General features: G+C 68.0%; 23 protein-coding genes. 13 read left to right on the top strand and 10 right to left on the bottom strand.

The features are described from left to right. The first annotated feature begins 73 nt into the window (after window positions 1–73). A complete protein-coding gene (locus tag ACYQ5L_RS05595; RefSeq protein WP_459955990.1) occupies window positions 74–940 on the top strand; it encodes a dienelactone hydrolase family protein in 867 nt (288 codons plus the stop codon). 536 nt (window positions 941–1,476) lie between these two features. Here ACYQ5L_RS05595 and ACYQ5L_RS05590 read toward each other — a convergent pair. The 4 genes from ACYQ5L_RS05590 to ACYQ5L_RS05575 form a co-directional block, all read right to left on the bottom strand. After that, on the bottom strand, window positions 1,477–3,447 hold the full coding sequence (locus tag ACYQ5L_RS05590; protein WP_459955989.1) for a hypothetical protein: 1,971 nt from the start codon (window positions 3,445–3,447) through the stop codon (window positions 1,477–1,479). After that, window positions 3,444–3,764 (bottom strand): hypothetical protein, encoded by a 321-nt coding sequence (locus ACYQ5L_RS05585; protein WP_459955988.1) that lies wholly within the window; start codon window positions 3,762–3,764, stop codon window positions 3,444–3,446. The genes ACYQ5L_RS05590 and ACYQ5L_RS05585 overlap by 4 nt, the downstream gene beginning before the upstream one ends. Before the next feature lie 32 nt (window positions 3,765–3,796). Continuing rightward, window positions 3,797–4,105 (bottom strand): DUF6802 family protein, encoded by a 309-nt coding sequence (locus tag ACYQ5L_RS05580; RefSeq protein ID WP_379201173.1) that lies wholly within the window; start codon window positions 4,103–4,105, stop codon window positions 3,797–3,799. 63 nt (window positions 4,106–4,168) lie between these two features. Continuing rightward, complete coding sequence (locus ACYQ5L_RS05575) at window positions 4,169–4,411, bottom strand: PspC domain-containing protein (RefSeq protein WP_379201171.1); 243 nt, start codon at window positions 4,409–4,411, stop codon at window positions 4,169–4,171. A 116-nt stretch (window positions 4,412–4,527) separates the two neighbouring features. Between ACYQ5L_RS05575 and ACYQ5L_RS05570 the strand changes: the two genes are divergently transcribed. Then, window positions 4,528–6,174: an ABC-F family ATP-binding cassette domain-containing protein gene (locus tag ACYQ5L_RS05570; protein WP_459955987.1), complete on the top strand. Its 1,647-nt coding sequence runs from the start codon at window positions 4,528–4,530 to the stop codon at window positions 6,172–6,174. A 444-nt stretch (window positions 6,175–6,618) separates the two neighbouring features. Here ACYQ5L_RS05570 and glmM read toward each other — a convergent pair whose 3' ends face one another. The 3 genes from glmM to rplM all read right to left on the bottom strand — a co-directional run bounded on the left by glmM (window position 6,619) and on the right by rplM (window position 9,133). Then, window positions 6,619–7,986, bottom strand: coding sequence for a phosphoglucosamine mutase (gene glmM, locus ACYQ5L_RS05565; RefSeq protein ID WP_459955985.1), 1,368 nt, complete (start codon window positions 7,984–7,986; stop codon window positions 6,619–6,621). Between the two features lie 191 nt (window positions 7,987–8,177). Further along, entirely contained in the window at window positions 8,178–8,693 is a 516-nt protein-coding gene (gene rpsI / locus ACYQ5L_RS05560; protein WP_379201165.1) for a 30S ribosomal protein S9, read from the bottom strand. Continuing rightward, window positions 8,690–9,133, bottom strand: a complete 444-nt coding sequence (gene rplM, locus ACYQ5L_RS05555) for a 50S ribosomal protein L13 (RefSeq protein WP_379201163.1) — start codon at window positions 9,131–9,133, stop codon at window positions 8,690–8,692. The genes rpsI and rplM overlap by 4 nt, the downstream gene beginning before the upstream one ends. A gap of 385 nt (window positions 9,134–9,518) precedes the next feature. Here rplM and ACYQ5L_RS05550 point away from each other — a divergent pair, with 385 nt between their 5' ends. After that, window positions 9,519–9,704, top strand: coding sequence for a hypothetical protein (locus ACYQ5L_RS05550; protein ID WP_459955984.1), 186 nt, complete (start codon window positions 9,519–9,521; stop codon window positions 9,702–9,704). Here the strand turns inward: ACYQ5L_RS05550 and ACYQ5L_RS05545 are convergent. Both ACYQ5L_RS05545 and ACYQ5L_RS05540 read right to left on the bottom strand, forming a co-directional pair. Then, the gene (locus tag ACYQ5L_RS05545) at window positions 9,701–11,797 is read right to left on the bottom strand and encodes a hypothetical protein (protein WP_459955983.1); all 2,097 of its coding nucleotides are present in this window, start codon (window positions 11,795–11,797) and stop codon (window positions 9,701–9,703) included. The genes ACYQ5L_RS05550 and ACYQ5L_RS05545 overlap by 4 nt on opposite strands. 49 nt (window positions 11,798–11,846) lie before the next feature. Next, window positions 11,847–14,582, bottom strand: coding sequence for an ATP-binding cassette domain-containing protein (locus tag ACYQ5L_RS05540; protein ID WP_459955982.1), 2,736 nt, complete (start codon window positions 14,580–14,582; stop codon window positions 11,847–11,849). A 100-nt stretch (window positions 14,583–14,682) separates the two neighbouring features. On the opposite strand from ACYQ5L_RS05540, the gene ACYQ5L_RS05535 reads away from it, so the two are divergent. Next, a complete protein-coding gene (locus tag ACYQ5L_RS05535) occupies window positions 14,683–16,140 on the top strand; it encodes a neutral zinc metallopeptidase (protein WP_459955981.1) in 1,458 nt (485 codons plus the stop codon). Between the two features lie 14 nt (window positions 16,141–16,154). On the opposite strand, the gene ACYQ5L_RS05530 is transcribed toward ACYQ5L_RS05535, so the two are convergent. Continuing rightward, window positions 16,155–17,522, bottom strand: a complete 1,368-nt coding sequence (locus ACYQ5L_RS05530) for an FHA domain-containing protein (RefSeq protein WP_459955978.1) — start codon at window positions 17,520–17,522, stop codon at window positions 16,155–16,157. A gap of 195 nt (window positions 17,523–17,717) precedes the next feature. Here ACYQ5L_RS05530 and ACYQ5L_RS05525 point away from each other — a divergent pair, with 195 nt between their 5' ends. The 9 genes from ACYQ5L_RS05525 (at window position 17,718) to ACYQ5L_RS05485 (ending at window position 25,724) form a co-directional block, all read left to right on the top strand. Next, window positions 17,718–18,914: a DUF7373 family lipoprotein gene (locus tag ACYQ5L_RS05525; protein ID WP_459955977.1), complete on the top strand. Its 1,197-nt coding sequence runs from the start codon at window positions 17,718–17,720 to the stop codon at window positions 18,912–18,914. An 88-nt stretch (window positions 18,915–19,002) separates the two neighbouring features. Beyond that, complete coding sequence (locus tag ACYQ5L_RS05520; RefSeq protein ID WP_459955975.1) at window positions 19,003–20,580, top strand: serine/threonine-protein kinase; 1,578 nt, start codon at window positions 19,003–19,005, stop codon at window positions 20,578–20,580. Window positions 20,581–20,616: 36 nt separating this feature from the next. Beyond that, complete coding sequence (locus ACYQ5L_RS05515; RefSeq protein WP_459955974.1) at window positions 20,617–21,843, top strand: DUF7373 family lipoprotein; 1,227 nt, start codon at window positions 20,617–20,619, stop codon at window positions 21,841–21,843. A 13-nt stretch (window positions 21,844–21,856) separates the two neighbouring features. Further along, window positions 21,857–23,071 (top strand): DUF7373 family lipoprotein, encoded by a 1,215-nt coding sequence (locus ACYQ5L_RS05510; protein WP_459955972.1) that lies wholly within the window; start codon window positions 21,857–21,859, stop codon window positions 23,069–23,071. Between the two features lie 205 nt (window positions 23,072–23,276). Beyond that, a complete protein-coding gene (locus ACYQ5L_RS05505) occupies window positions 23,277–23,606 on the top strand; it encodes a WXG100 family type VII secretion target (RefSeq protein WP_379201142.1) in 330 nt (109 codons plus the stop codon). A gap of 45 nt (window positions 23,607–23,651) precedes the next feature. Further along, window positions 23,652–23,957, top strand: a complete 306-nt coding sequence (locus ACYQ5L_RS05500) for a WXG100 family type VII secretion target (protein ID WP_379201141.1) — start codon at window positions 23,652–23,654, stop codon at window positions 23,955–23,957. A 168-nt stretch (window positions 23,958–24,125) separates the two neighbouring features. Further along, a complete protein-coding gene (locus ACYQ5L_RS05495; RefSeq protein ID WP_459955970.1) occupies window positions 24,126–24,602 on the top strand; it encodes a DUF1772 domain-containing protein in 477 nt (158 codons plus the stop codon). Window positions 24,603–24,629: 27 nt separating this feature from the next. Then, the gene (locus ACYQ5L_RS05490) at window positions 24,630–25,028 is read left to right on the top strand and encodes a PPOX class F420-dependent oxidoreductase (protein ID WP_459955968.1); all 399 of its coding nucleotides are present in this window, start codon (window positions 24,630–24,632) and stop codon (window positions 25,026–25,028) included. 144 nt (window positions 25,029–25,172) lie between these two features. Continuing rightward, a complete protein-coding gene (locus ACYQ5L_RS05485; RefSeq protein WP_459955967.1) occupies window positions 25,173–25,724 on the top strand; it encodes a DUF8020 domain-containing protein in 552 nt (183 codons plus the stop codon).

The following is a 25,724-nucleotide window of genomic DNA, read 5'->3' as shown; positions in this document are numbered from 1 at the left end:
ACACGCGAATCCGGATGTGACCGGGACCGGGCGAAACACCCCAAGCTCGCGCGCATCCTATAAGTTCAACGTCGTGTCGCCGTCTGTGAAAACGCTCCTGAGCACCCTGACCGCGCGTGGCCCGCACCAGGTGCTGCGCGGCAACCTCGGCATCGCCGGGCAGCCCGGCGTGGTGTACACCCCCGAGAAGGGGCTCAACCGACCCGCCGTCGCCTTCGGGCACGGCTGGCTGGCAGGTGCGGCGAACTACCGGCGACTGCTGGAGCACCTCGCCTCCTGGGGCTATGTGGCCGCCGCCCCCGATACCGAACGCGGCCCCATCCCGTCCCATTTGAACCTCGCCACCGACCTGCTCACCGCCCTGGACATCTGCACCGGTGTGCGCCTGGGCGTCGGCGACATCAGCGTCCACCCCGACAAGTTGGCCCTCGCCGGCCACGGCATGGGCGCCGGCGCGGCCGTCATCGCCGCCTCCCAGCGCGAGGTGGCCGCCGTCGCGGCCCTCTACCCCGCCCCGACCGCCCCCTCCGGCGAATCCCTCGCCCCCGCCATCGAAACCCCCGCCCTCATCCTGGCCGGCGCCACCGACCTGACCTCGGTGACCTCCAACGCCGTCCCCCTCGCCGCCGCGTGGGGCGGCGACGCCCTCCTCCGCTCGGTCGACAAAGCCACCAACAATGGCCTGGTAGAGGGCCGCCGCGCCCTGGCCGCCCTCGGCGCCGGCAAACACGAACCCAAAACCGAACGCCTCACCCGCGCCATCCTCACCGGCTACCTCAACTACACCGTCCTCGGCGACAAGAAATACAAACCCTTCGCCGACCCCGAAGCCCTCATCCCCCACACCCAGCTCGTCGACCCGAACGCGGTGGAGGAAGAGCCGGAAGAAAAACCGCAGAAACTCCCCCTCCTCCAACTGGTCCAAGCCCTCCGCAAGTAGCCGCTTCGCGCGAGACCGCTACCACCGGCTCCACCTTCTCGACGCAGAATCCGGCTCCGCCGCCGGCAGCGCAGGCTGCTCGGATATCGCCGAACCGTGCAGCTCAACCTGGGGGGGAGCACCTCGAAGTCTTCATCGAAGGCCTCTTCAGCGGCTCCGCATCGGCCTCATCCGGCAGATAGCGCTTCACCATCGCGAATTGCCGAGCCGCCACGCGGATGCCGATCTGAAACAGCATCGACCGGGAACTGGTGGCGGACTTCTTCGGCGTGTCACCGCCACCAGTTCCCGGTCGGCGATGTTTCACATGTTCGCCGCGGGGGATGGAGATGGAGCCGACGTCGCCCAGGGTCTCGACGCTCGAACCGCCGTCGCGGGTGGCATCGGATGCACTGGTGCGCCACCGGTATCAGCGGTCTCTCGCCGTATCCGCTCTGCGGGTTCGCGGGATTCGACTACGTCCTAGGGGACTTCGGCGCAAGGAGAGCGGTCTGGGCGTCGTCGGTTCGTGTGGGATTGCCCGAGAAGCACCGTCATCACTCCACGACTTCCGGGATTTCCACTCCGCCGTCCGGGATCTCGGCACTCGATTCGCCGCTGCCGAGAGGCGGTACCGGATTCACCGGCGCGCCGGGGCTATCGGCCGGCGGCGACACCGCTTCCGGCGGAAGGGTTCCTTGCCCGGGCGAGCTTGGACCAGGCTCGAGCGGCGGCAGCGGATGCACGGGTGCGCCAGGGCTATCAGCCGGTGGCGCCGTTTCATTGCCCGGTGGGTGGTCGCTGGGTGGTTGTTGCCCTTCACCTGATGACGACTGGTCGCAGCCTGGTGGGGGCGGGTCACCCTCGGACTGGTCCTCGTTGGGCGCGGCGGCGGGAACCTGGCCGGGCGGCACGGGATTTCCGGGTGGAGTGGTACCGCATTCCGGTCGGGCCGCGGCGTCATGCGACGGCGCGGCGCTGTCTCCCCGTGAGGAGGGAGGACAGGTCGTTGGCGCGGGAGCGTCTTGGTGCGGTGCGGCGTCGGCCGGGCTGCCACCCGGGCGGCAGTCCTCGGATGGCGGGGCGGGCTGGCAGCTTTCCGCCGAGGCGGGTGGCATGGGTTGGTCCGGAATGGGTGCTTCGCAGCCTTCCGGCACGCTCGGCTCGGCGGACTCCGCACCCTGGGCAGGTGGCTGACTATTGAGTCCGGACGGATCGGGCGCTTGATCGGAAGGCGGAGTGTCCGGCCCGGACCCGTTGTCGTCCGGCGGCCACGCTTCGGTGCCGGTGTCGGCGGGGAGATCAGGTTCGGCGGCCGGATCGGGCCCGGCGGCCGGATCGGGCCCGGCGGCCGGATCGGGCCCGGCGGCCGGGTCCTGGGGGTTGAGGAGGTCGGCGAGGTTCGGGAGTTTATCGAGGCCGAGGCCGGTGATCAGGGAGCGGATGAGGTCGACCAGGCCGGAGAGTCCTGCGGTCAGAGTGGTGGACAAATCCTCGATCGGTTGGGATGACTGCGTGGGGTTCGAGTCCCCAGGTGGCGATTCCGGTTCGGATTGCGGCGATTTCGAGCGCTGGGCGGACTGGGGTGATGCCACGGCGGCGGAGGGGGAGGGAACGGCAGCCGGGAAGGTCGATCCATCGGGGGTCGATACCGGAGCCGCGGCGTTCGGACCCTGTTGTGGCTGAATGCTCTGTGGCGCGGTGGGCGACGACGCCTGAGTGAGTGGCGCGAACGAGGCTGGGGCGGAGGAGGTTTCCGGTGCGGGCTGGGGCGCGGGGCCGCCGGATTGTGGTGCTTGCTGCGGCGCGGGGTCGGCGGGCGGCGGGGATATGAGGAGGTCCACCGGTTGGGGGTAGGGGACGTCGATGACCTGGTTCAGGGCGGTGATCAGTGTTTCGTAGTGGGTTTCGAAGCACTGGTTCGTAGTGGCGCAGGTGGCTGTGAAGGCGTCGAGCTTGGTTTCCACATCGGGGCGGAAGGTTTCGGTCAGCCAGGGGTCGGAGTTGTCGGCGAGGAGGGCGTCGACGTCTTCGGGGGTGCGGCCGTCGAGGGTGAGTTCGGTGGTGCCGTCCGGTGTTTGCGGGAGGAGGGCCAGAGTGCGCTCGGCTTTGGTGAAGGCGGCATTGCGGAGCGGGTCGATCATGCCGCTCATGGCGGTGAGGGCCGAGCGGGCGGCGTCCAGGTCTTCGCGGGCGCGGCGGAGTTGGGTGTCGACCATGGTGAGGGCGTCGGCGCCGGTGCCGCCGGTCCAGATGGACGGGAGCCGGTGGGCGAGGTCCAGTTGGGTGGTCCAGTGGGATTCGGCGGTGTCGAGGGCCTTTGCCAATTCCGTTCGGGTGGTTTCGAGTTCGGCCAGGCTCATGCCGCGTTGCTCGTCGTAGGCGGCTTGCAGGGCGGCAAGGGTGACGAGCTCGGGTGGGGTGAATGCCTTGGCGTACCGGGGCAGGAAGTGTTCCCAGTACTGAAGACCGGGTGCGCCGTGGTCGAGGATTTCGTCGATCGACTTGCCCGCCGGGTCGAAGGTCATGGGCGGGCTCCGGACAGAGCGGCGGCGCGGTCGCGGTCGATGCGGGTGTATTCGGCTGCGGCGCGGTCGAATACGTCGGCGGTGGCCGCGGCGGCGGTGCTCCAGTTGTGCAGGGCGGCGGCGATTCGCTCCAGGCCATCGTGGACGGCGATGCCCTGGCGCGAATAGTTGCGGCCCGCTCGGTCATGGCCGAGGCCGAAGGTGTGCTCGGCAGTGCGGCGTGATTGCTGCGCCAGCGTGCCCGCACCCGTGCGCAGGCTCGCCGCCGTCGCGCGCAGGGCGTCGATGTCGACGCCGAGCGCGTTCGATCCACCCATGTGTCCCCCTTGGTCGAATCCCCCCGGTGCGGCTATCTGCCCAGCCGTCCCGCGTCGGTGCGCACCCATTCGGTGGACCCGTCCGGGTGGTGGTGGAATTCCCAGGCCGCGTAGTCGCCGCCGCTGTCGACGACGGTCACGTGATCGGCATAGCCATCGTGGTCCAGGTCGGTCCACACCTGCATGGCGTTATCGCTGGTGGTGGTCACCGTGTCGAGGGTGCCGTCACCATCGATGTCCTGGGTGGGGTGCTGTAGCTCCACGGCGCCGAGCGCACCGAGTTCGGTGTGCGCGTCGAGGTTCGGCAGATCAAGGCCTGGCAGATCACCGGATGTGACCATGTGCGCTCCTCCGCAGTGACGTGGCTATCATCCTGTCACTCGCGCATCAGCGCCGCAGCACCTTCATACCGATTGTGGATAACTCACGTCCTGGGGATAGGTCGGGGTCTGCTTCTTCGGAATGATCAGCCACAGCACCAGGTAGATGATGAACTGCGGGCCCGGCAGCAAGCAGGACAGCACGAACAGCAGGCGAATGATATTGGCGTTCCAGCCGAAGTACTCGGCCAGCCCGCCGCACACGCCCGCGATCCACTTGTCACTGGTCGAGCGGGTGAGCTTGCGGGTGGGGGTCGGTGTCGTCATACCTCCACTCTCCGCGCCCCCGGCCGCGCCGGCATCGGTCCCATGACCCATTCGCACCCTGATCTTCGATGGGCCCGGAGTCAGGGTGCAACCCTGAACAGGGCAGAATCCCCCAGGTGAGCACCACTCTGCATGCGCGCGGACTCGCGGCCGGACACGGCGAGCGGACCCTGTTCTCCGACCTCGATCTGGTGTTGGCTCCCGGCGACGTGATCGGCCTGGTGGGCGTGAACGGCGCCGGCAAGTCGACCCTGCTGCGCATGCTGGCCGACGGCCGCGCGCCGGAGGGCGAGATCACCCTCAGCCCGCCCGATGCGACCGTCGGCTACCTGGCGCAGGAGCCGGAGCGCATTGCCGGCGAGACCGTCCTGGATTTCCTGCGCCGGCGCACCGGAGTGGCCGAGGCGCAGCGCGTCATGGATGCCGCCGCCGAACGCCTGGCCGACGGCGGCGCGGACGAGTACTCGCCCGCCCTGGAACGCTGGCTCGCCCTCGGCGGCGCTGACCTGGAGCAGCGCGCCGACGAGACCGCCGCCGAACTCGGTCTCAGCGACAGCCTGCCGCACGGCCTGGACACCCTCATGACGGTGCTCTCGGGCGGCCAGGCGGCCCGCGCCGGCCTGGCCTCGGTCCTGTTGTCCCGCTTCGACATCCTGCTGCTCGACGAGCCCACCAATGACCTGGACCTCGATGGCCTGGCGCGCCTGGAACAGTTCGTCACCGGCGTGCGCGAGCCCCTCATGGTCATCAGCCACGACCGGGAGTTCCTGGCCCGCACCGTGAATCGCATCGTCGAACTCGATCTGGCTCAGCAGCAGGTCGGCAGCTACGACGGCGGCTACGAGTCGTACCTGGAAGAGCGCGCCATCGCCCGCCGCCACGCCCGCGAGGCCTACGACGAATACGCCGACATCAAGGCCGGTCTCGAGGCCCGCGCCGTCATGCAGCGCAATTGGCTCGAGCACGGCGTCCGCAATACCCGCCGCAAGGCCAAGGGCGCCGACTCCGACAAGATGGGCCGCAAGGCGCGCGCCGAATCCACCGAGAAGCAGGCGTCGAAGATCAAGCAGACCCTCAAGCGCATCGAACGCCTGGACGCGGTCGAGGAGCCGCGCAAGGAATGGGAACTGCGCATGTCCATCGCCGCCGCACCGCGCAGCGGGACGGTGGTGGCGACGCTGTCGAATGCCACCGTGGCGCGCGGAGATTTCACCCTCGGCCCGGTCACCGTGCAGGTGGACTACGGCGACCGCATCGTGCTGACCGGAGCGAACGGCGCGGGCAAATCCACCCTGCTGTCACTCCTGCTCGGAAAGACCAAGCCGGACAGCGGATCCGCCGCCCTCGGCTCGGGCGTCGCGATCGGCGAGGTGGATCAAGCGCGCGGCCTGTTCCGCGGAACCGCTACGCTCGCCGACACTTTCAGCGCCGAAGTCCACGATTGGCCCGAGGCCGAGGTCCGCACCCTGCTCGCCAAGTTCGGCCTGCGCGGCTCACATGTGCTGCGCCCCAACGACACCCTCTCCCCCGGTGAACGCACCCGCGCCGCCCTGGCCTTGCTCCAGGCGCGCGGCGTGAACCTCCTGGTCCTCGACGAGCCCACCAACCACCTGGACCTGCCCGCCATCGAACAACTGGAACAAGCGGTCGAATCCTTCGACGGCACAGTCCTATTGGTCACCCACGACCGCCGCATGCTCGACAACGTCCGCGCCACCCGCCGCTGGAACATGGACGCCGGTCAGCTCACCGAAACCCGCTGATCCTCACCTTCGGTGAGTGGAAAAGAAGAGCGGGGGCTAAGCCCCCGGACCCCCTTAGTGGGTAGAGAAGACGGGGGCTAAGCCCCCGAGCCCCCATAGTGAGCGAAGGACCGGCGACCCAGCCCCGGAACCCTCACCAGCGCAGGAACGGCAGCCAGGCCCGGAACCCACACCGACACAAGCCCGAACCCACACCAACACAGAAACGACAGCCAAGCCCGGAACCCACACCGACACAAGCCCGAACCCACACCAACACAGAAACGACAGCCAAGCCCGGAACCCACACCGACACAAGCCCGAACCCACACCAACACAGAAACGACAGCCAAGCCCGGAACCCACACCGACACAGGAACGGCGACCGGGCCCGGAAACCTGGACAGTGAAAGAACGGCGACCAGGTGCAGGCTCTTTCGGAGGTCGGGCCTGCGGGCTTTTGGTTCAGACAGCTGCTACGAGTTTGGCGAGGTCGTCGGCGAGGCGCTGGGCGCGGTCGGGGTCGGTGGCTTCGACCATGACGCGGACGAGTTGTTCGGTTCCGCTGGGGCGCAGGAGGACCCGGCCGGTGTCGCCGAGGATGCGTTCGGCTTCGGAGACGGCTTCGAGGACTTCGGGGGCGGCGGCTACGGCGGCCTTGTCGGAGACGGGGACGTTCACCAGGACCTGGGGAACGGTTTGCACGACGGCGGCGAGTTCGGCCAGGGTGGAGCCGGTTTGGGCCATGCGGGCCATGAGGCGCAGGCCGGAGAGGATGCCGTCGCCGGTGGTGCCGAATTGCGGGAACACCACGTGGCCGGACTGTTCGCCGCCGAGGGTGAAGCCGCCGCGGCGGAGCTCCTCGAGGACGTAGCGGTCGCCGACCGCGGTGGTGCGCACCGCGATTCCGGCCGCGCGCATGGCGATGTGCAGGCCGAGATTGCTCATGACGGTGGCGACCAGGGTCTGCTGGGCCAGCTCACCGGAGTCCCGCATGGCCAGGGCGAGAACGGCCATGATGGCGTCGCCGTCCACGATCGCGCCGGTGGCGTCGACGGCCAGGCAGCGGTCGGCGTCGCCGTCGACGGCCAGGCCGAGGTCGGCGCCGTGCTCGCGCACCGCGCGCTGGATCTGGTCCAGGTGGGTGGATCCGCAGCCGTCGTTGATATTGAGGCCGTCCGGATCGGCATTGATGGCGATGACGGTGGCGCCCGCCTCGCGCAGCGCGGCCGGGCCGACTTCCGAGGCCGCGCCGTGCGCGCAGTCGAGCACCACGGTGAGACCGCTCAGGTCGCGCCCGGTGGCCTCCACCAGGTGCTCGACATAGCGTTCGTGGGTGCCTTCCAGGCTGTACCGGCTGTCGGTGTCGAACGCGTGCCCCGGTCCGCCCAGCACCCGGCCCACGCCCGCGCCGGTGGGCCGCGTGAACGCGCCCTCGGCGATCAAGGCTTCGATGCGATCCTCGAGCTCGTCGTCGAGCTTGTGCCCGCCGGCGGCGAAGATCTTGATGCCATTGTCCGGCATGGGATTGTGCGAGGCGGAGATCATCACGCCCAGGCAGGCGTCGTAGACGCCGGTCAGGTAGGCGACCGCCGGCGTGGGCAGCACGCCCACCGAAAGTACGTCCACCCCAGCGGATGTCAGGCCGGCGGTGACCGCGGCCTCCAGCATCTCGCCGCTGGCGCGCGGATCACGCCCGACGACGGCCAGCGCGCGCTTCTTCCCCCTGCTCAAAACCTGCGCCGCCGCAGCCGAAACCTGCAGTGCCAGCTCAGGACTCAGAGAGTCATTGGCGAGCCCGCGGACTCCGTCGGTGCCGAACAAACGTCCCATACCTCACCCCTGGTCGGTAGATACAGCACGAGAGCAGGCCCTGGGCCCTCTCCCCTCCTCGCGGAAGGAAAGAAGGGGCATCGGTTGCGAAAACCGTTGCCTTGAGCCTGCTCTCGTACAGGTTGCCGTGTAGACCGTACCGTGCCCGACCTCAGGAAGGACCGGGCACGGTAGAGCCGTACGGCGCAAAATCAGCGCTTCGAGTACTGAGGCGCCTTGCGGGCCTTCTTGAGGCCGTACTTCTTGCGCTCGGTGGCACGCGGGTCACGGGTCAGGAAGCCGGCGCGCTTGAGGGCGGGGCGGTCCTCCGGGGTGACCTCGATCAGCGCACGCGCGATGGCGAGACGCAGCGCGCCGGCCTGACCGGACGGGCCGCCGCCGACCAGGCGAGCGTGGATGTCGAAGGTCTCGGTGCGCTCGACGGTCACCAGCGGCGACTTGACCAGCTGCTGGTGCACCTTGTTCGGGAAGTAATCCTCGATGGTGCGGCCGTTGAGCACGAAGTTGCCGGAACCCGGCACCAGGCGCACGCGGACCACGGCCTCCTTGCGGCGGCCGACGGTCTGCACCGGGCGGTCGATGACGACCGGGGCGGCGTAGGAAGCGGTGTACTCGGCCTCGGCCTCGTAACCGTCGCCTTCCTCGACGACCTCGACGGCGGTGTCCTCGACGACGTAGTCGTCGTTGAATTCCTCAGGAGCGGTCACTGGGCCACCTGCTTGATCTCGAACGGGATGGGCTGCTGAGCGGCGTGCGGATGCGTCGGGCCCGCGTAGACCTTCAGCTTGCCGGCAATGCGGTTGCCCAGCTTGTTCTTCGGGATCATGCCCTTGACGGCACGCTCGACCAGGCGGTCGGGGCGGGTGTCCAGGATCTGGCCCACGGTACGGCCCTTCAGACCACCCGGGTGACCGGAGTGGGTGTAGAGGACCTTGTCGTCGCGCTTGTTGCCGGAGACGGCAACCTTGTCGGCGTTGATGATGATGACGAAATCGCCACCATCGACGTTCGGCGCGTAGGTCGGCTTGTTCTTGCCACGCAGGATGTTCGCAGCCTGCACGGCGAGACGGCCGAGCACTACGTCAGTGGCGTCGATGACGTACCACTTGCGGGTCACGTCACCAGCCTTGGGGCTGTACGTAGGCACAGTGCTTCCCTGTCTGTCGTATGTGATGCCAGCCAAACGTGCGATCGAGTTTGTCCCGGCGGCCGGTGGAGACCCGGGGACCCGTGGAACGCACCGGGAGACCCGGCGGTACCGCACGCCAACGAGCCACGATACCAGCGCGGACGCACCCACCCGAAATCGGGTGAGGAAGGTTCGTGGGGGCTTCGCCCCCACACCCCGAACAAAAAGAGTCGGGGGCCAAGCCCCGAACCCCCTTGGCCCGGGCTCCGGTTTTCCCGGCCTCCCAGGGCCCCGGTTCCCCCCGGCCCCCAGGGCCCCGGTTCCCCCGGCCTCCCTGGGCTGCGGTTTCCCCGGCCTCCCCGGGCTCCGGTTTTCCCGGCATCCTCCGGGGAAGGCTGCGCATATGGGACTACTCAATCGCATCTTCCGTCATCGTCCGAAGGAGCCGCCGCCGCGCGAGGGCACCGATATCGCCGATGAGCACAGCTCGACCACGCATGCGCACGACCGGTTCGGCGGAGCCGGATTCGAACCGGACGAGGCCACCCCGCAGGGCATCGGCGGGATGGACGACGACCAGCTCAGCTAGATCTGCACGGGCGGGCCCGGATCGATGCCGCGCGCCGGGCCGGGAATCGTATAGCGCAGGGTGCCGATGCCCAGGCGCAGGCACTCTGCGCCCTGTTGCTCGTCGATGGCGGAGATGCCCTGCCGCGGGATATTGGTGATGGAGGGCGCGAGGGCGCACGGTTCGGCGGTCGCACCGGCCGACGGGGCGTCGGCGGTCTGCAGGCCGATGGCGGTGAGCGCGGTGGCGCCGATGACGATGGGCGCGCCGAACTTGTCCTTCATCTTGCCCCAGAGTTTGCCCTTGCGCGGTTTGCGCTCCCCCTCGGCGCCGGACTCCGAATCCGGCTGCCCAGCGACATCTTCCGGCGATCCCGGATGCGATGGATGCGACCCACTGGACGGCATCGACCCACCGTACATGGAACCGCCCTGACCAGGAGCGTTTCCGGAAGGACCGGGATAAGTTCCGGGTGCGCCGTAACCGCCCTGGCCGTAACCGCCGGGCTGGCCGCCCTGGTAACCGGGCTGCCCCTGGCCGTAGGAACCCTGCGCGCCCGGCTGGCCGTACGCGCCGCCGGACTGCTGCGATCCCTGCTGCTCGCCCTGCTGGGACTGCGGTCCGCGGCCCATCACGGCCGTCATCTGATCGTCGGCGGGAGTGCCCGGCGGCCGGGTGAAGCGACCGCCGACTCCGGCCAGCCCGGGCGGCAATCCACCGCGGGAGGCCACGGGAGCCTGCGCGACTTCTTCCGGCGTCATCCGCCGCGTCTGCTCGACCCCGGCCGGATCGGCCGGGGGCTGGGCGACATTGCGGGGGCCTTGATCGAGCGGCCGCGCCGCTCCGCCCGCTTCCGCGCCGGACTGTCCCGGCGACTGCTGCCCGGCTTGGCCAACCGGCGGCTGTTGCCCGGTCGGGCCGATCACCGGTTGCTGCCCCGGCTGACCGACAGGCTGCTGCTGCCCGGCCTGGCCGACCGGCTGCTGCCCGGCCTGACCCATCGGCGGTGTCTGCGCGGTCTGACCCATTGGCGGTGTCGCCGCGGGTTGCCCCTGCGGGGCAGGGAGGGCGGACGCGCCCACCGGAGTGCTGTGGCTGTGGCGCGGCGGCGCGAATTCCCCCGTGGCAGGCTGCGCGGGCCGGGCCGGGCCGTGTTCGGCATGGCGGGGACCGCTTGGCGCGGGTTGCCCGGCCGGGCCCTGCTCGGCAGCGCGCGCCGCCTGCTGCCCACCGGTACCGGGTGAATCCGGTTGGCGGGCAGCGGGTTCCGCGAACCCCTCGGCTTCGCTGTCGGCGACCAGCAGATGGGTCGCCCCCAGCACGAGCGCATGCATGGGATGGTCGGCCACCTGGAAGCGATGGCCGAGATGGTTCTGGAAGGCCAGGCGCAGTGCGTCGTTGAAGCACACATTGCCCGACAACAAGATGGTGGAGGTGTCGGCGTCGATGGCGCGGGCGGCGGCCATCACCTCGATGACCACATTGTCGGCGGCGCGGGCCTCGTGCAGCGCGGCCTCGGTAATGGGCACGCTCACCGATTCGGTGGGCTGCTCGTCATCGCCGTGCACGGCCACCACGAGGCATTCGCGGCCATCGGAGTAGACGCCGGTGGCGCCGACGGCGGGCCCGCGCCCGGGTCCCCGGACCAGGCCGAGGGCGCGGATGTACCCGGACAGCGCCACGGATTCCGGTAGCGGCTCGGCGACCACGCCGAGCTGCTCGACCAGGCGCACGTATTCGTCGACCTGGGGGTCGGGCCATTCGTCCGGGAACGGCAGCGCGAGCACATCCGGATGCCCGCCCAGGTGCTTGGCGACCGCGGCGAGCGGATTGTGCAGCCGCGCCCGGAACACCAGATCGGCCGGCCAGGTCGCCCCGGCCACCACGATCTGCGGGTGCCCGAGGATGTCGCGCACATCGGAGATGGCGATGCCCACATCGGGTCGCCGATCCACGCCGGCGGTGTGCAACCGGCCGGACGAATCCGCCAGCAGGTACGCGGGCGGTGTGTAGGTGCCTTCGACCTGAACCGGGCGTATGGGCGCGCCGCCGCCACCGGCGGCCACCGACACCACGTCCCAGCCGAGATGCACGGCTCCAACTCGAGCTGTCACAGCCACCAGTCTGCCCGTTCGACGAAATCCGCGCGCGGCACCCTGCTACTCATGCGGTGGACTTCTTCTTCAAGCGCAATCGGGACCAGGTGAGCAGGATCAGCACGAGCGCGATCCCGGCGAGCACGCCGATATCCAGGTACCAGATCGACGCCTGGTGCTTCCACAGTGCGTCGGGCTGGGCGGCGGGGAAGATCTCGCGGATATTGATGGTGGCAGCCCCCGAGGCATAACCCCAGCGCGACGGGAAGATCCACGAAATCTGTTCCAGCACAGGCCGACCGGTCACCTGGATCATGCCGCCCGCCATCACCAGCTGCGCCATGATGGCGACCACCAGCAGCGGCATCACCTGCTCATTGGACCTGGCGATGCTCGACAGCAGCAGACCCAGCACCACACAGGTCACCGCGGTCATGGCGACGTCGATATAGAGCTCCGCGCTGCCCGCGGAGATGACCGCGCCCGGTCCGGGCCCGTTCTTGACCGCCAGCACGATGCCCAGCATGACCGCGGCCTGCAGCAGCGCCGCAATGCTGAAGACCACGACCTTCGACATCAGGTAAGCGCCGGAACGCAATCCGACCGCGCGCTCGCGGAAGTAGATGGGGCGCTCGCCCACCAGGTCGCGCACGCTCAGCGTGGAACCCATGAAGCAGGCGCCCAGCACCAGCACCACCAGCAGCTGTTGCGCCTCGCTGCCGCCATTGAGCACGAAGCTGCCGTCGGGCGCTTGGACCAGCGCACCCTTCTGGAAACCATTGCTGCCGGGCACCACTAGTGACAGGCCGCCCAGTACGAATGGCAGCACCAGCAGGAACGCGAGATAGCCGCGATCCGCCAGAATCAGCCGCACCTGCCGCCGCGACAGGGTCGAGAACTGTTTGAGGGCACTGGATTTCGGCGGCTGCGCCTTGGCCGCCGGTTTGGCCGCGGGCGGCGGCGGCGCGGAGGCCTGGCGGGAGCGGTAATTCGCGAAGGCGCCGTCCGGGTCCGCGGCCACCCGCCCGAAGATCTCGGCCCAGTCGCTCGTGCCGAGGAAATCGCGCACCGTACCGGGATGCCCGAAGAACGCGGTCTTGCCGCCGGGCGCCAGCAGCAGCACCTGATCGCACATATCGAGGCAGGCCACCGAGTGCGTGACTACGATGACGGTGCGCCCGGCGTCGGCCAGCTCGCGCAGCATGGTCATGACCTGACGGTCCAGCGCCGGGTCCAGACCCGAGGTGGGCTCGTCGAGAATCAGCAGCGACGGACCGGTCAGCAGCTCCATGGCCACCGAGGCGCGCTTGCGCTGACCGCCGGAGAGCCGGTCCACCCGGGTGTCCGCGTGCTGGGTGAGCGAAAGCTCGTCCAGCACACCGGCGATGACCTGCTGCCGATCGGCCTTGGAGGTATCGGGAGGCAGGCGCAGCTGGGCGGCGAACCCGAGCGCCTGTTGGACGGTGAGCTGCTTGTGCAGCACATCGTCCTGCGGGACCATGCCGATGCGGGAGCGCAGCGCATCGTATTCGGCGTGCAGATCGCGGCCCTCGAAGGTGACCACGCCAGCCGACGGCCGCGTGGACCCCGCGATGAGTTTGGACAGCGTCGACTTGCCCGCGCCCGAGGGCCCGATGAGCGCGGTCAGCGAGCCGCGCCCGGCCTGCATGTTCACATCGATGAGCAGCTTCTTGTTGCCCTCGACGGTGAATTCGATGCCGTGCACGTGCAGGCCCTGTTCGGCGACCGGCCGCTGCCGGTGCACCAGCGTGCCTTCCTGCACGACGAAGTCGACATTGCCGATGGTGACGATGTCGCGTTCGCGCAGCACGGTGCGCTGCTCCCGGCGGCCGTTGACGAAGGTGCCGTTGGCCGAACCCAGATCCTCGATGGTCAGGCCCTGCCGGTCGCCGATCAGGCGGGCATGCTTGCGCGAGGCCAGCGGGTCATTGACGACGATCTGATTGTCGCTGGTACGACCGATGTTCAGGCCGCCGGGCGGCAGGCGGTCGGCCTTGGCGATGGGCGCGGTGGAGGCGCGGGCCCGGACCGGCGGCGCCGCGGCGATGTTCGCCTTGGCGGTCATGTTCATGACATCCGGGGCATCGGGATGCAAGGGCATCGCGGGCTGCGCCGGGGGCTGCTGCACGGGCGGCTGCTGCGGCGGCACCTGTTGCTGCTGATACGAGTGCGCGGGCGCGGGCGGCCGCTGCTGCTGGGGCTGCGGATGCGCCGGGGTCTGCGGGCGCTGCATCGGCGGTTGTTGCGGCGCTTGCTGTCTCGGCTGCGGCGGCGCCTGGTGCCGGCCCTGCGGCGGCGCCTGATGTCTGGGCGGCTGCACCAGCGGCTGCTGGCGGGGCTGCGGTTGCGGAGGCGTGAGCGGCCGCTGCACCGGCGGCGGGGTCTGCTGGCGCGGCGGCTGCTGCGGGGGCGGCATGCGCCGTTGCTGCGGCTGCTGCGGGGGCGCCACCGGCGGGGCGGGTACCCGCGACCCCTGCGGCAGCAGGTGCAGCAGCGGCCCGCTGATGGCGTCGCCGAGCCGCACCTGGGTGGGCCGGTTGATGACGATCGGAGCGTTCAGTCGCCGAGCGTCCACGAAAACACCATTGGTGCTGCCGTTGTCGGTCAGCATCCACGACCCGGCCTCGAAGGTGAGGGTGGCGTGCACTCGCGATACGAGCGGGCTGTCCACGAACAGCGTCACTTCGGGGGCGCGCCCCATGGTGATCTGCTGACTCGCGTCGAAGACCCGCTCGTTTCCATCATGACGCACGGTGATCTGCTGCGCCCCCGGTGAAGACATGGCCGCATAATATGCGAAGGCCCGGACTACGGCCTCGTGCTTTATCGCCCGAGCGCTCGTCCGCGGGCCGGGAGTACGGTTGGCCTGGGAGGGAGTGGACGTGGCGAGACGCCAGGGGGCGACTGTTTTCCGAACGGGTGCCGTGCTCGGCATCCTGGTGCTGGTGGTCGCGCTCTTGGCCGGATGTACACGAAATGTTCACGGCCGCGCGGTTTCCATCTACGACGATCCCTTCAAGGTGGCCGGATTGCCCACCACCAGCGGTCCGAACGGGCCGCGCTCCGGGGTTCCCGACTCCACGCTGCGGGCGGAGAACACCGACGGCGGCGAGATCGACACCCTGGTCATGAATGCCATCGAGGATATCGAGACCTATTGGCAGGGTGAGTACTCCAAGGACTTCGACGGCGACTTCCTGCGCGTCACCAAATTGCTGTCCTGGAGCGCGAAGGCGCCGCGGTCGCAGGATGTGCAGTTCTGCGAGGAGAGCACCTACCGGCTCGTCAATGCCGCCTACTGCAGTCTCGACCACTCCATCGGGTGGGACCGGTCGGTTCTGCTGCCGGCGGTGCAGGAGACCTTCGGGAAGATGTCGGTGGTCATGGTGCTGGCCCATGAATACGGGCACGCCATCCAGTCCATCGCCAAGATCGTCACTCGCAAGACCCCCACCCTGGTGAAGGAACAGCAGGCCGACTGCTTCGCGGGCGCGTTCATCCGCCATGTGGCCGAAGGCAAGTCGAAGCACTTCACCATCAACACCTCCGACGGCCTGAACGAGGTGCTGGCCGCCACCGTGGCCATTCGCGACGACAATCCCGAGGACCCCGAGAGCGTGCACGGCTCGGCCTTCGAGCGGGTCACCGCCGTGCAGATCGGCTTCACCGACGGCGCCAAGGGCTGCAAGGCCATCGATATCGACGAGATCGAGGCCCGCCGCGGCAAGCTGCCGCAGAGCTTCGAGAACGATGCCACCCTCGGCGAATCCAATGTGGATCAGGACAATCTGAGCGCCATCGCCGAATCCATGGGCGAGATCATGCCCGTCGATCCGCAGCCGAAGTACGACTATTCGACGGCCATGCTGGACTGCCGCAATGCGAAGGACACGGTGCCGGTGACCTACTGTCCGGCCACCAACACCATCGGCACCGATCTGGCGGCACTGCAGGATCGCGGCGTGGCCAATACCGATGAGCAGGACGGGCTGCCGGTCAAGGTGACCGGTGACTTCACCGCGTATGTGGTCTTCATCTCCCGGTACGCGCTGGCGGTGCAGCACGATGCGGGGCAGACGCTCAAGGGCGCCAAGACCGGATTGCGCGCGGCCTGCCTGTCCGGGGTGATCACCGGAAAATTGGCCGACCCCAATCGATCCGAGAGCCAGGTGCGGCTCTCGCCGGGCGATCTGGACGAGGCCGTCTCGGGCCTGCTGACCGACGGGCTGGCGGCCAGCGACACCGACGGCAATACGGTGCCCAGTGGTTTCGCCCGCGTGGATGCCTTCCGCGCCGGCGTACTGGGTGATCAGAAGACCTGCGAATCGCGCTATTCGTAAGCCGTTCCGAGGAACTAGCCGAACGGCGGCGGCGCGACCGGTTCCAGTCGCAGCACCCGATTGCCGAGCATGACCTCCGCGCCCGGGATCAGCACCATCGGCTGATTCGGTTGCAGCCGAACCCAATCCCGGTAACCGGGCATCCGCACCCGGGTGCCGTTGGTGGATCCCCGATCCACCACGGTCACATCCCAATTCACCAGGCGGATCTCGGCGTGCGCGCGGGACATGCCGCCGGAGTTGTCGTCGATCTTCAAGGGCACCAGGCCGGATTGCGCGGCCGCCGACTGCTCCGGATCGCGGCCGACCACGGCATCGGCGGCCACCACGTAGGTCATGCCGTCGTCGAGCACCAGCATGCCCAGCGGCGGCCGGATCACCTCGGCGACGTGCTGGGTCTGGTCCACCGGCATACCGCACACGGTGCAGAACGCCGCCCGCGGATCACTGGGATGCGCACGCGCGCATTTGAATCCGAGCACCTTCACGGTGAGCGCCGTGGCCTTGGCGGTGGCCTCCATGCGGCGCTGCAGGTCCGGATCGGGCTTGGGCGCGGGATTGGTGCCGATGGCCGGGTTGGTGCCGCCCTGCTCGGTGGGCGCGTGATGCGGGTCGAAGCTCGGCGCGCCGCCCTGGTCGTAACCCGCGGTGGCGGCCGGGGATTCGGGTTCGAGGTCCAGCCCGGCGGGCAGGCTGGTGGAGGTGCGGGTGGGAACCAGATTGGGGTCCAGCGGAATCGGCTCGGGTTCCGGATCGTAGGCCGCGGTCGGCGCGGGCGGTTCCCGGCGCACCCGCTGCTCGCCCGGTTCGCTCACCGCGCCGGATCGCACCGGGCGGCGCGCCGGCAGCGGATCGCCCTCGAACCACACCACCGCACCGGCGGCCAGTGCGACGCCCTCGACCAGTGCGCCCACGCCGCGCTCGGGCAGCTCCGGCGCGCGCCGCCGTCCCTCGTCGATGAACAGCGCCGCCGCCCGTTCCGGATGCTCGGCGACCCGGTCCACGGTGAAGGCGGCATCGCTGCCGCGGTAGTACTCGACGCTCGCCCCGGCCAGCACGGCGGTGGCCGAACCGTGCAGGAAGATGGCCATCCCGCCGGTGTCGGCGGCGGAGAGGATGCCGAATTCGATGGGCTCACCGGGCGATATGCGCTCGGCGTCCTTCATGAGCCAGCGCGTCGCCTGCCGCGCCACCAGCCGGCCGGGCCCGTCGGGTTCGTGCTCGGTGGCCTCGGCGACCAGTTCGGCCAGCGCCCGCGCGGCCACCACGGCGCGCGAGTCCTCGGCAGGTTTGCCCTTCTCCCGATGTGCGACCAGGATCACAGCCCCCGCCGTCCGGATGAGAATATGGCTGCCCGCGACAACCTCGACCTGCCGATCCATCAAAGGAACCGGCCCCCGGTGTTCGCGCGGCGCGGGACTCTCAACACAGTGACCAGGTTACGTGCCCGTCCGGCGTTGCGTCCGGGCCGCCCGCGGACGATGTGCCGGTGAGAGCGCGACGTTGTGCGACGGCCCCCGGCCGTGCGCCGGGTCCGCTACTTTGAATGCACCGTACGGGAGGAACGAGGACCTGACATGGTTCGCACAGCACGCACACCGCTCTTCGCCGCCTGCCTTTCCCTGACCGCCCTGCTACTCACCGCCTGCAGTGTCCCGGGCACGCCGACCGCCGGGGAGATCGACGTCCGCAAGCTCGAGGTCGGCACCTATCCGGTCGACAAGTTCAGCTACGGCCAGGACTCCGCGGGTAAAGGCGCACTGCTGGAAGGCTTCCGGATGGCCGATGCCGTGGTGCCCAGCTATCGCGTCGATTCCTCCCTGATGTACGGCGGCAGCGGGCGCGCCGTGGTCGATATCGAGGACGCCACCACCACCGCGCTGGCGGCGGTGTCCAAGCCGGTGCTGGAGCGCAACAATATGCTGACCGCGTTCATCGCCAGCGGCGCCGACAAGGCGGGCGGCGAGGGGGCGGGCGTCACCACCCTGACGAATATGGTCATGCGCTTCGCGGACGAGCGCACCGCCAAGACGGCCGCGCGGGAGCTGGAGGACGCCGACTTCGGGGTCGCGCCGGATGTCAACAAGAAGCTCACGCTGAGCCAGTACCCGGACGCCCTGGTGCACTGGCGGCCCGGGGTGGCGAATGTCGGAACCTTCATGGCCTACAAGGAATTCGTGATCTCGCTGTTCATCGAGCGGCCGAGCGCCGATGAGAAGGATCTGCTGGAGTGGGTGCGCAAAACGCTGGACGCGCAGGTGCCCGCGCTCGACAAGTTCTCCCCCACCCCGCAGACCAAGTTCAACAATCTGAAGGTGGATCCGGACAATCTGCTGGCTCGGACGGTGGTCGAGGAGCGGGGCAGCGGCACGCCGGATCCGCGCGTGTTCGCCGTGTACGGCGGCACCAAGATCGTTCACGATGCCAATAACCAGCGTGATGTGGCGAAGGCCGTGACCGACAGCGGTGCGGACGCCATCACCACGGTCGGCGCCGCCGCGGTGCTGCGCGCCCGCGACGAGGCCGGGGCCCAGCTGCTGCTGAACGGGCTGGTGGCCGATGAGAGCGATCACTACGACGATATCGAGGCGCCCAAGGATGTCCCCGGCGCCAAGTGCGTGCAGCTGAACAGCAAGGGCGACGCCGAGTCCGAGTACAAGAACCGCTGTTATGTGGTCTACCACCGCTATGTCGGCGTGGTGAGCAGCGATGACGAACCGGATGTGCGGCAGAAGATAGCCGCCCAGTACGCGCTGCTGGCCAACAGCCTGTAGCCGATCTCGGTCGACGACGCGGGCTGCTGCCCTTCGGTAAGCTCCGACGAGCAGCAGCCCGCACCACCGAGATCCAGGAGTTCGAAGAATGGCGATGAGTCCGGGAACCATCGTCGGCGGCTACCGGATCGTCCGCGTTCTCGGCTCCGGCGGTATGGGCACCGTCTACCTCGCCAAACATCCGAGCCTGCCGCGCATGGACGCGCTCAAGGTGCTCTCCGCCGAGCTGTCCCGCGATTCCGAGTTCCGCCGCCGCTTCGAGCGCGAGGCCAATGTCGTTGCCGGACTGGATCATCCGAATATCGTCTCGGTGCACAATCGCGGTGAGGAGCACGGGCAGCTGTGGATCGCCATGCAGCTGGTGGAGGGCACCGACGCCTCCGCGGAAATGCAGCGCGATCCCGCGGCCATGACCCCGCTGCGGGCGCTGCGCATCATTACCGAGGTCGGCAAGGGCCTGGACTACGCGCACCGCAAGGGCCTGCTGCACCGGGATGTGAAACCGGCCAACTTCCTGCTCTCCAGCGCCGATGGCGAGGACGAGCGGGCGCTGCTGGCGGACTTCGGCGTGGCCAAGTCCACCGAGGACACCGTCGAGCTCACCCAGACCGGCAGCTTCGTGGCCACCATCGCCTACGCGCCGCCCGAGCAGCTGTCCGGGCAGTCGCTGGATCACCGCGCCGATCTCTACAGCCTGGCCTGCTCGTTCTACAAACTGCTGGTCGGCCAGAACCCTTATCCGGCAACGCAACCGGCGCTGGTCATGATGGGGCATCTGCACGAGCCGCCGCCGCGCGCGACGGCGATCAATCCGCATCTGCCCGAGGCCATCGACTATGTCTTCGCCCGCGCGCTGGCGAAGAATCCGGCCGAACGCTTCGGCAGCGCCCGCGAATTCACCGATGCCGCCGCGAGTGCGCTTGTGCCCGGCTACAACCCGGGCGCGACCACCACCTCCCTCACCTATCCGATTCAGGTGGCCCCGCCGGGCCTGCTCCGGCCGCCGGGTGAGAACACCGGTCACACCGGGCATTCGGTCGCCGCTCCGGTGGCCGCGCCCGCCAAGCGCCGCCGCAAGGGCTGGGTCATCGAAATCGCGGCCGCCCTCGCCGTCATCGTCGCGGTCGGCATCGGCGCCGTGGTCTTCTCCGGTGGCGACCAGGGCGGCGGCACGGCGGCGAGCGGCACCACCGCGGCCCCGACCACGACGAGCACCGCGGTGCCGACGCTGGAACAGGCGCGCGCCGACAATCCCGTCTTCCAGGGCAAGACCATCACCCTGGTCGATGTCACGCCGGGCAGCGGCATCTCGCCCGAGGTGGGCATCTACCTGTCCGGTACCGCGCAGGCCAAGTTCATGGAGGCCCTCGGCTTCGTCTACAACCTGGACTACGCGCCCAAGGGCGATGAGACCTCACCGCGGCCCGCCGAAAGCTACAGCTCGCTGAAGGTGCCGGACAACTCCTACATCATCGCCGTGCGCAGTGACGAGAAGGCCGGGAACGGGGGCCTGCTCGGCCTGCCCAGTTCGGTGACCGGCCAGCGCGCCACGGTGCTGCCGCTCGATGATGCGGCGGCGGTCGCGGCCATGCGCAACTGGTCGGCCGCCTCCGAGCAGACCCTGCTGGCCAAATTGCTGCCGGTGCTGAAGAAGGGCGTCAAGTAGGGTTCGGCTGATCGTTTTTCACTGGGGAGGGAATACATGCGGAGTTTCGGCAGGGCGGCCTTGGCCGCCGGGGTGGCGCTATCGGTCGCGGTGACCGGCGCCTGCGGATCGGACTCGGAGCCGGGCGCGCCCGCGGAGCCGGTCATCGATCTGGCCTCGCTCGATGTCGGCAATCTGCCCACGCAACCGAAGGTCTACGACAAGGCCGCCACTATCGAGCAGGCCAAGCTGGTGGAGGCCTGGCGGCTCGGGAACGCGCTGCCGCTGCCATCGGAGATCATGCCCGAGGTGAAGTACGCGCCCTCGGCCATGGGCGGTGCGATTCGGGCGTTCATCGACCTGAGCTCCTCGGTCATGAAGTCACGGGCCTCGGCCGATCCGGCGGCCATGACCGCGGCCGCACCGGGATTCGTCACCGGATTCCTCACCACGGGCCGCTCGGATCCGAAACCGAGTCTGTCCTATGAGCTCGACAATGTGGTGATGATCTTCGCCGACGAGCACTCGGCGGCCAATGCCGCGACGGCGCTCGGGCGGATGAACTTCGAGGCCGAGCCCGGCAGCGAGGAAGTGCGGCTGGCGAAGTATCCGAACGCGGTCTCCTTCGCCACCGACAATATCTCCGGGCCGGGACAGCTCCGATCCTTTTATGCCACCGGCAAATTCGTCATCTTCTCCTATGTGTACGACTCGGTCATGTCGGCGCTGAAGGAGCGCGATCCGGGCAAGTTGACCGAACGCGCCGAGCGCAGTTTCGAAACGATCTCCGCGCGGCTGGCGAATTTCCAGCCGACACCGCAGGACAAGCTGATGGATCTGGTCCCGGATCCGGACGGCATGCTGGCGCGCGCCCTGCCGACCATTGCCGATGATCAGTCTCAGCGTGGCGTGCCCGGCGTGTACGACCGCCAGGGCGGATTGCAGGTGTCGCTCGCGCCGGATATCGATACCGCGCTGTTCCAGGAGACCGGTGTGGACCGGGTGTCCTGGCGGGGGAACTTCGTCTACCGCGCCCAGGATGCGGCGGGGGCCGCCAAGATCGTCGCGGCGCACAGTGCGACCTCGCGCAAGTTCCGGCCCGCCGAATCCCCGGCGAATCTGCCGAATGCGTTGTGCCGGGAGTACTTCGGGTCCAAGTACGACATCGCCTACTACTGCTTTGTCTCGCACGGCAGGTATGCGGCGTCGGTGGCCGCGAATCAGCTGCTCGATGCGCAGCAGCGGATTTCCGCGCAGTACGCCCTGCTGGTCAATGCCGGATAGCGGAGGAGCACTGATGTTTTCCCGAGGTTCTCGTTTCGCGGCACTGGCGGTGGCCGCGCTGGTGGTGACCGGCTGCGGATCCAGCGTCAGCGGCAATTCGGCGCCGGCCGAACTCGATGTGCGCACACTCGATGTGGGCAAGTACGCCACCGATCCGCTCGAAATGCACTACACCTACAACCCGGATCTGCGGATGGGCACCAGCCTGGCCCTCATGCGCCTGGCGAATCAGGTGGTGAACGGCCCGGATATCGATCCGAATTTCAAGTACGGCACCGGTTTCGAACCGTTCGCCGATGCGGAGGGGGCGACCGCGATGCTCGCCGACGACACCGCGCCGGTGCTGGAGCGCAACAATCTGCTGTTCGGGTTGTCGGTGGGGCATGCCGAACAGCCGGTCGACAAGTCCGGGAAGGCGCCGGACGGCACGCCTTTCACGACGGTGACCGTCATGCAGTTCCCGGATGAGGCGGCCGCGAATCGCGCCGCGGCCGGGATCGAGGAGGCCGACTTCGCCTTCGCGGCCGGGGAGAACCAGAAGCTGTCGGTGCCGAAATATCCGGCCGCGCAGGCTCATTGGCGGCCGGGCGTGCCCACCATCGGATCGACCATGGCGCGTGGCAGCTATGTGATCAGCATTTTCGCCGGGGTGAAGGAGGCCGACAGCGCGCAGCTGACCGCCCTGGTGGAGAAGATCTACAATGCGCAGGCTCCGCTGCTCGACGCGCTGAAACCATTGAGCCGCGAGGACATTCTGCGGATGCCCTACGATCCCGACGGGATGCTCCGGCAGACCCTGAATGCGGACGGGATCGGCATTCCCGATTTCGAAGGCCACGCGGTCTTCGAATTGCGCGGGTTCCTGCATATGACGGGTGAGCAGGATTACTGGTCGCGGGTCATGAAAGACAGTGGTGTGGATCGGTATTCGTTCAGCAAGTCGATGGCGAACTACTCCAGGCTGTTTCGCGCGCGGGATGCCGCCGCGGCCGGAAATCTAGCTTCGGTCATTTTGGACAAATCATATCCGGGGGTGGCGGACGCTCCGGCCGGCGTGCCCGGCGCCGAATGCGGTGAGACGACCGCCAAGACCGATTATTCAACCAAACGGTTCCGTTGCGTGCTCACCTATCGCAACTACGTGGCCACCGTCGAAGGCGATCAGATCGGCGATGCGCATCAGCGCGCGGCCGCACAATACGCGCTGCTCGCCAACAGCACGTGGTGATCGCTTTTTCCGGAGATTCGCGGGCGGCCTGTGAGCTTCCTCTCGCGTGGATGACATCACCCCCGCGACGTTAGGGCTGGTCAGAGGCGCCAATCCTGCGTTAGTGTGCTGGCGAATAGCTGTACAGGGGTGGAACCGCAGGGCCGTGACCCCCGTCCAATCACTGCACAAGGGGTTGTCCGCCCGCGAATCGAAAGGAGGCACCGTGGCCGGTGCATTCGAAGCCAGTAATGAGCTCATCCAGGCCAAGGCCGCCGAGTTCAAGCAGACCCACGAGATGCTGATGGGCAAGATCCGTCAGCTCAAGATCGATGAGGACAACATCACCACCGGCTCCAATTGGAAGGGCGGCGCCGCCGACGCCTTCAACGCCTTCATGGAGCGCTACTACTTCCAGGCCGACAAACTCAACGACAAGTTGATGCAGACCGCCGAAACCCTCATCAAGGTGGGTTCGAACTACGAAGAGCACGATCAGGATTACGCCGCCCAGGTGAAGGCCCAGGTTTCCAGCCTGGATCTCCCCCCGGTCTAATCCTCCCTTTCGCTCCTTTTCGCTACCTCACCTAAGGAATTTCCCATGGCAGCATCCACCGGTGGCCAGATCATCTCGGCCCAGTTCGCCAGCGTCGCCGACAACGCGACCGCCATCATCAACCGCGCCGAACAGATCCGCAACGACCTCGAGGCCTTCCACAAGAGCGTCGAAGACTTCGTCGCCAACAACTGGAAGGGCGACGCCAACGAGGCCTTCGCCGACCTCCAGCGCACCTGGAACACCCACGTCGGCCAGCTCAACACCACCCTCGGCGGCGCCGCCACCCTCGTCCGCACCGGCAACGCCGAACTCCAGGCCAAGGACACCGCCCTCGCCGGCCTGTTCTGAACCACTTACAACCGCACACCGACAGCGCGCCCGGCATCTGTGCCGGGCGCGCTTCGTTTACACCCGGTCCTGGCAGCGATCCGAAATCTAGCAACGCTAGACAAGCCGGCATCCGAATGTTACCGTTGCTCCAGTTCCTAGCACTGCTAGATTGAAAAGGGAGCCGAAATGCTCATTCTCACCGGCCAGATCATTGCCGCCGTCGCCGTTCTCGCCAATGCCGTCATCTACGGCACCGATATCTGCGCGGCCGTGATCATGCGGTCCGTGTACCGCAAGCTCGACGACGCGACCGTGACCGCGAGCGCCGGCTGGGGCCACTACTACGGCGACAGGCGCATGCCGATTTTCGGGATGATCGGAGTGGTCAGCGCGGTGCTCACACTGCTGATCGCACTGGCGACCGGACAGATCGGCGCCGCTGTCGCCGCGGGCATCACGGTGGCGGCCCTGCTGACCTGGCTCGCCTTCTACGTCCGCATCGCCAAGCCGATCAATTCCCAGCAGACCGCCGCCGCCCAGAGCGGCATCATCCCGGCCAATGCCCGTGCACTGCAGGACAAGTGGGACAGCATCCTGAAATACCGGATCTCCCTGCAGTTCATCACCCTCGCCGGCCTGTGCGCCGCCCTGATCCTGTTCTGACATCGAATTCACAAGGAGTACAACGACATGCACTTCACCAGCAACGAACAGCGGTTCCTCGCCGAGGCCGGCATCGGCCGCCTGGCCACCGTCTCACCCGACGGCATAGTCCAGAACAACCCGACCAGCTACCGAGTGAACCCCGACGGCACGATCGACATCGGCGGCATGCGCATGCGCACCAGCCGCAAGTACCGCAATGTCGAAGCGGGCAGCCGAGTCTCATTCGTCATCGACCAACAGGTCTCCTTGGACCCCTACGTAATCCGCGGCATCGAAGTCCGCGGCACAGCCCGAACCCTCGATGACGAGGAGCCGCCGTTCCCATTCCAGGAACGCACCCTCATCCGAATCCACCCCGACCGCATCATCTCCTGGGGCATCGACGGCGACTCCTTCGACTTCACCAGCCGCAGCGCCGAGTAGTCGGGCAGCCCTCTCGAAAAGTCTGTGTTTCACAATCGTTATCCCATTTCCGGTGAACGCGGGCAACGGTGGTGCCATTGTTTAGGTGTTTTGCTGCACTTCAGAAGGTCCCGTGTTCGATCTCCTATCGAAAGGTGTGACCGAATGAGGATCCGGAAATTTGTTGCGACGTCCCTGATGACGATCGCCGCCACGGGGATCGCGGCAATTACCGTTCATGCTGAGCCTGTCGCCCAGCCTGGGTGGAGTGGAAGTGAGCATGGCATCAACTATTCGACGGTCGTGTCCGAAGATGGCAAGGCCGTCGTCACGCGTCTGGAGAATGGGCGGTTCGATCAGGAATTCGACGGGAAGGTTGTCACCGTCAGTGCGGCGGACGGCAGCCTCGTCGAGCGGTGGCCGATGGTGTACCAGGCCGGGGGGTACGCCATGCGGTTGAACTCGGAGGTCAGCCCGGATGGGAGCACCTTGACGGTGTATCCGACGGATCAGGTTCTGACCCCTGAGGGGCAGCAGTTGCAGGATGTCGGCCTGATCGGCGCTATCGCCGGTGGCATCGTGGGCATTCCGATCGGCGTGGCTCTGGGGTGCGCGGTCGGCCTGGTTTTCCTGCTGATCGGGTGTATTCCGGGCATCTTTATCGGTGGCGTGATAGGCGGTATCGTCGGCGGCGGTATCGGCTTGGTTCTCATCTGA

The organism is Nocardia sp. IFM 10818 (genome assembly GCF_054655275.1).
This window is presented reverse-complemented; position numbering and strand designations above follow the sequence as displayed.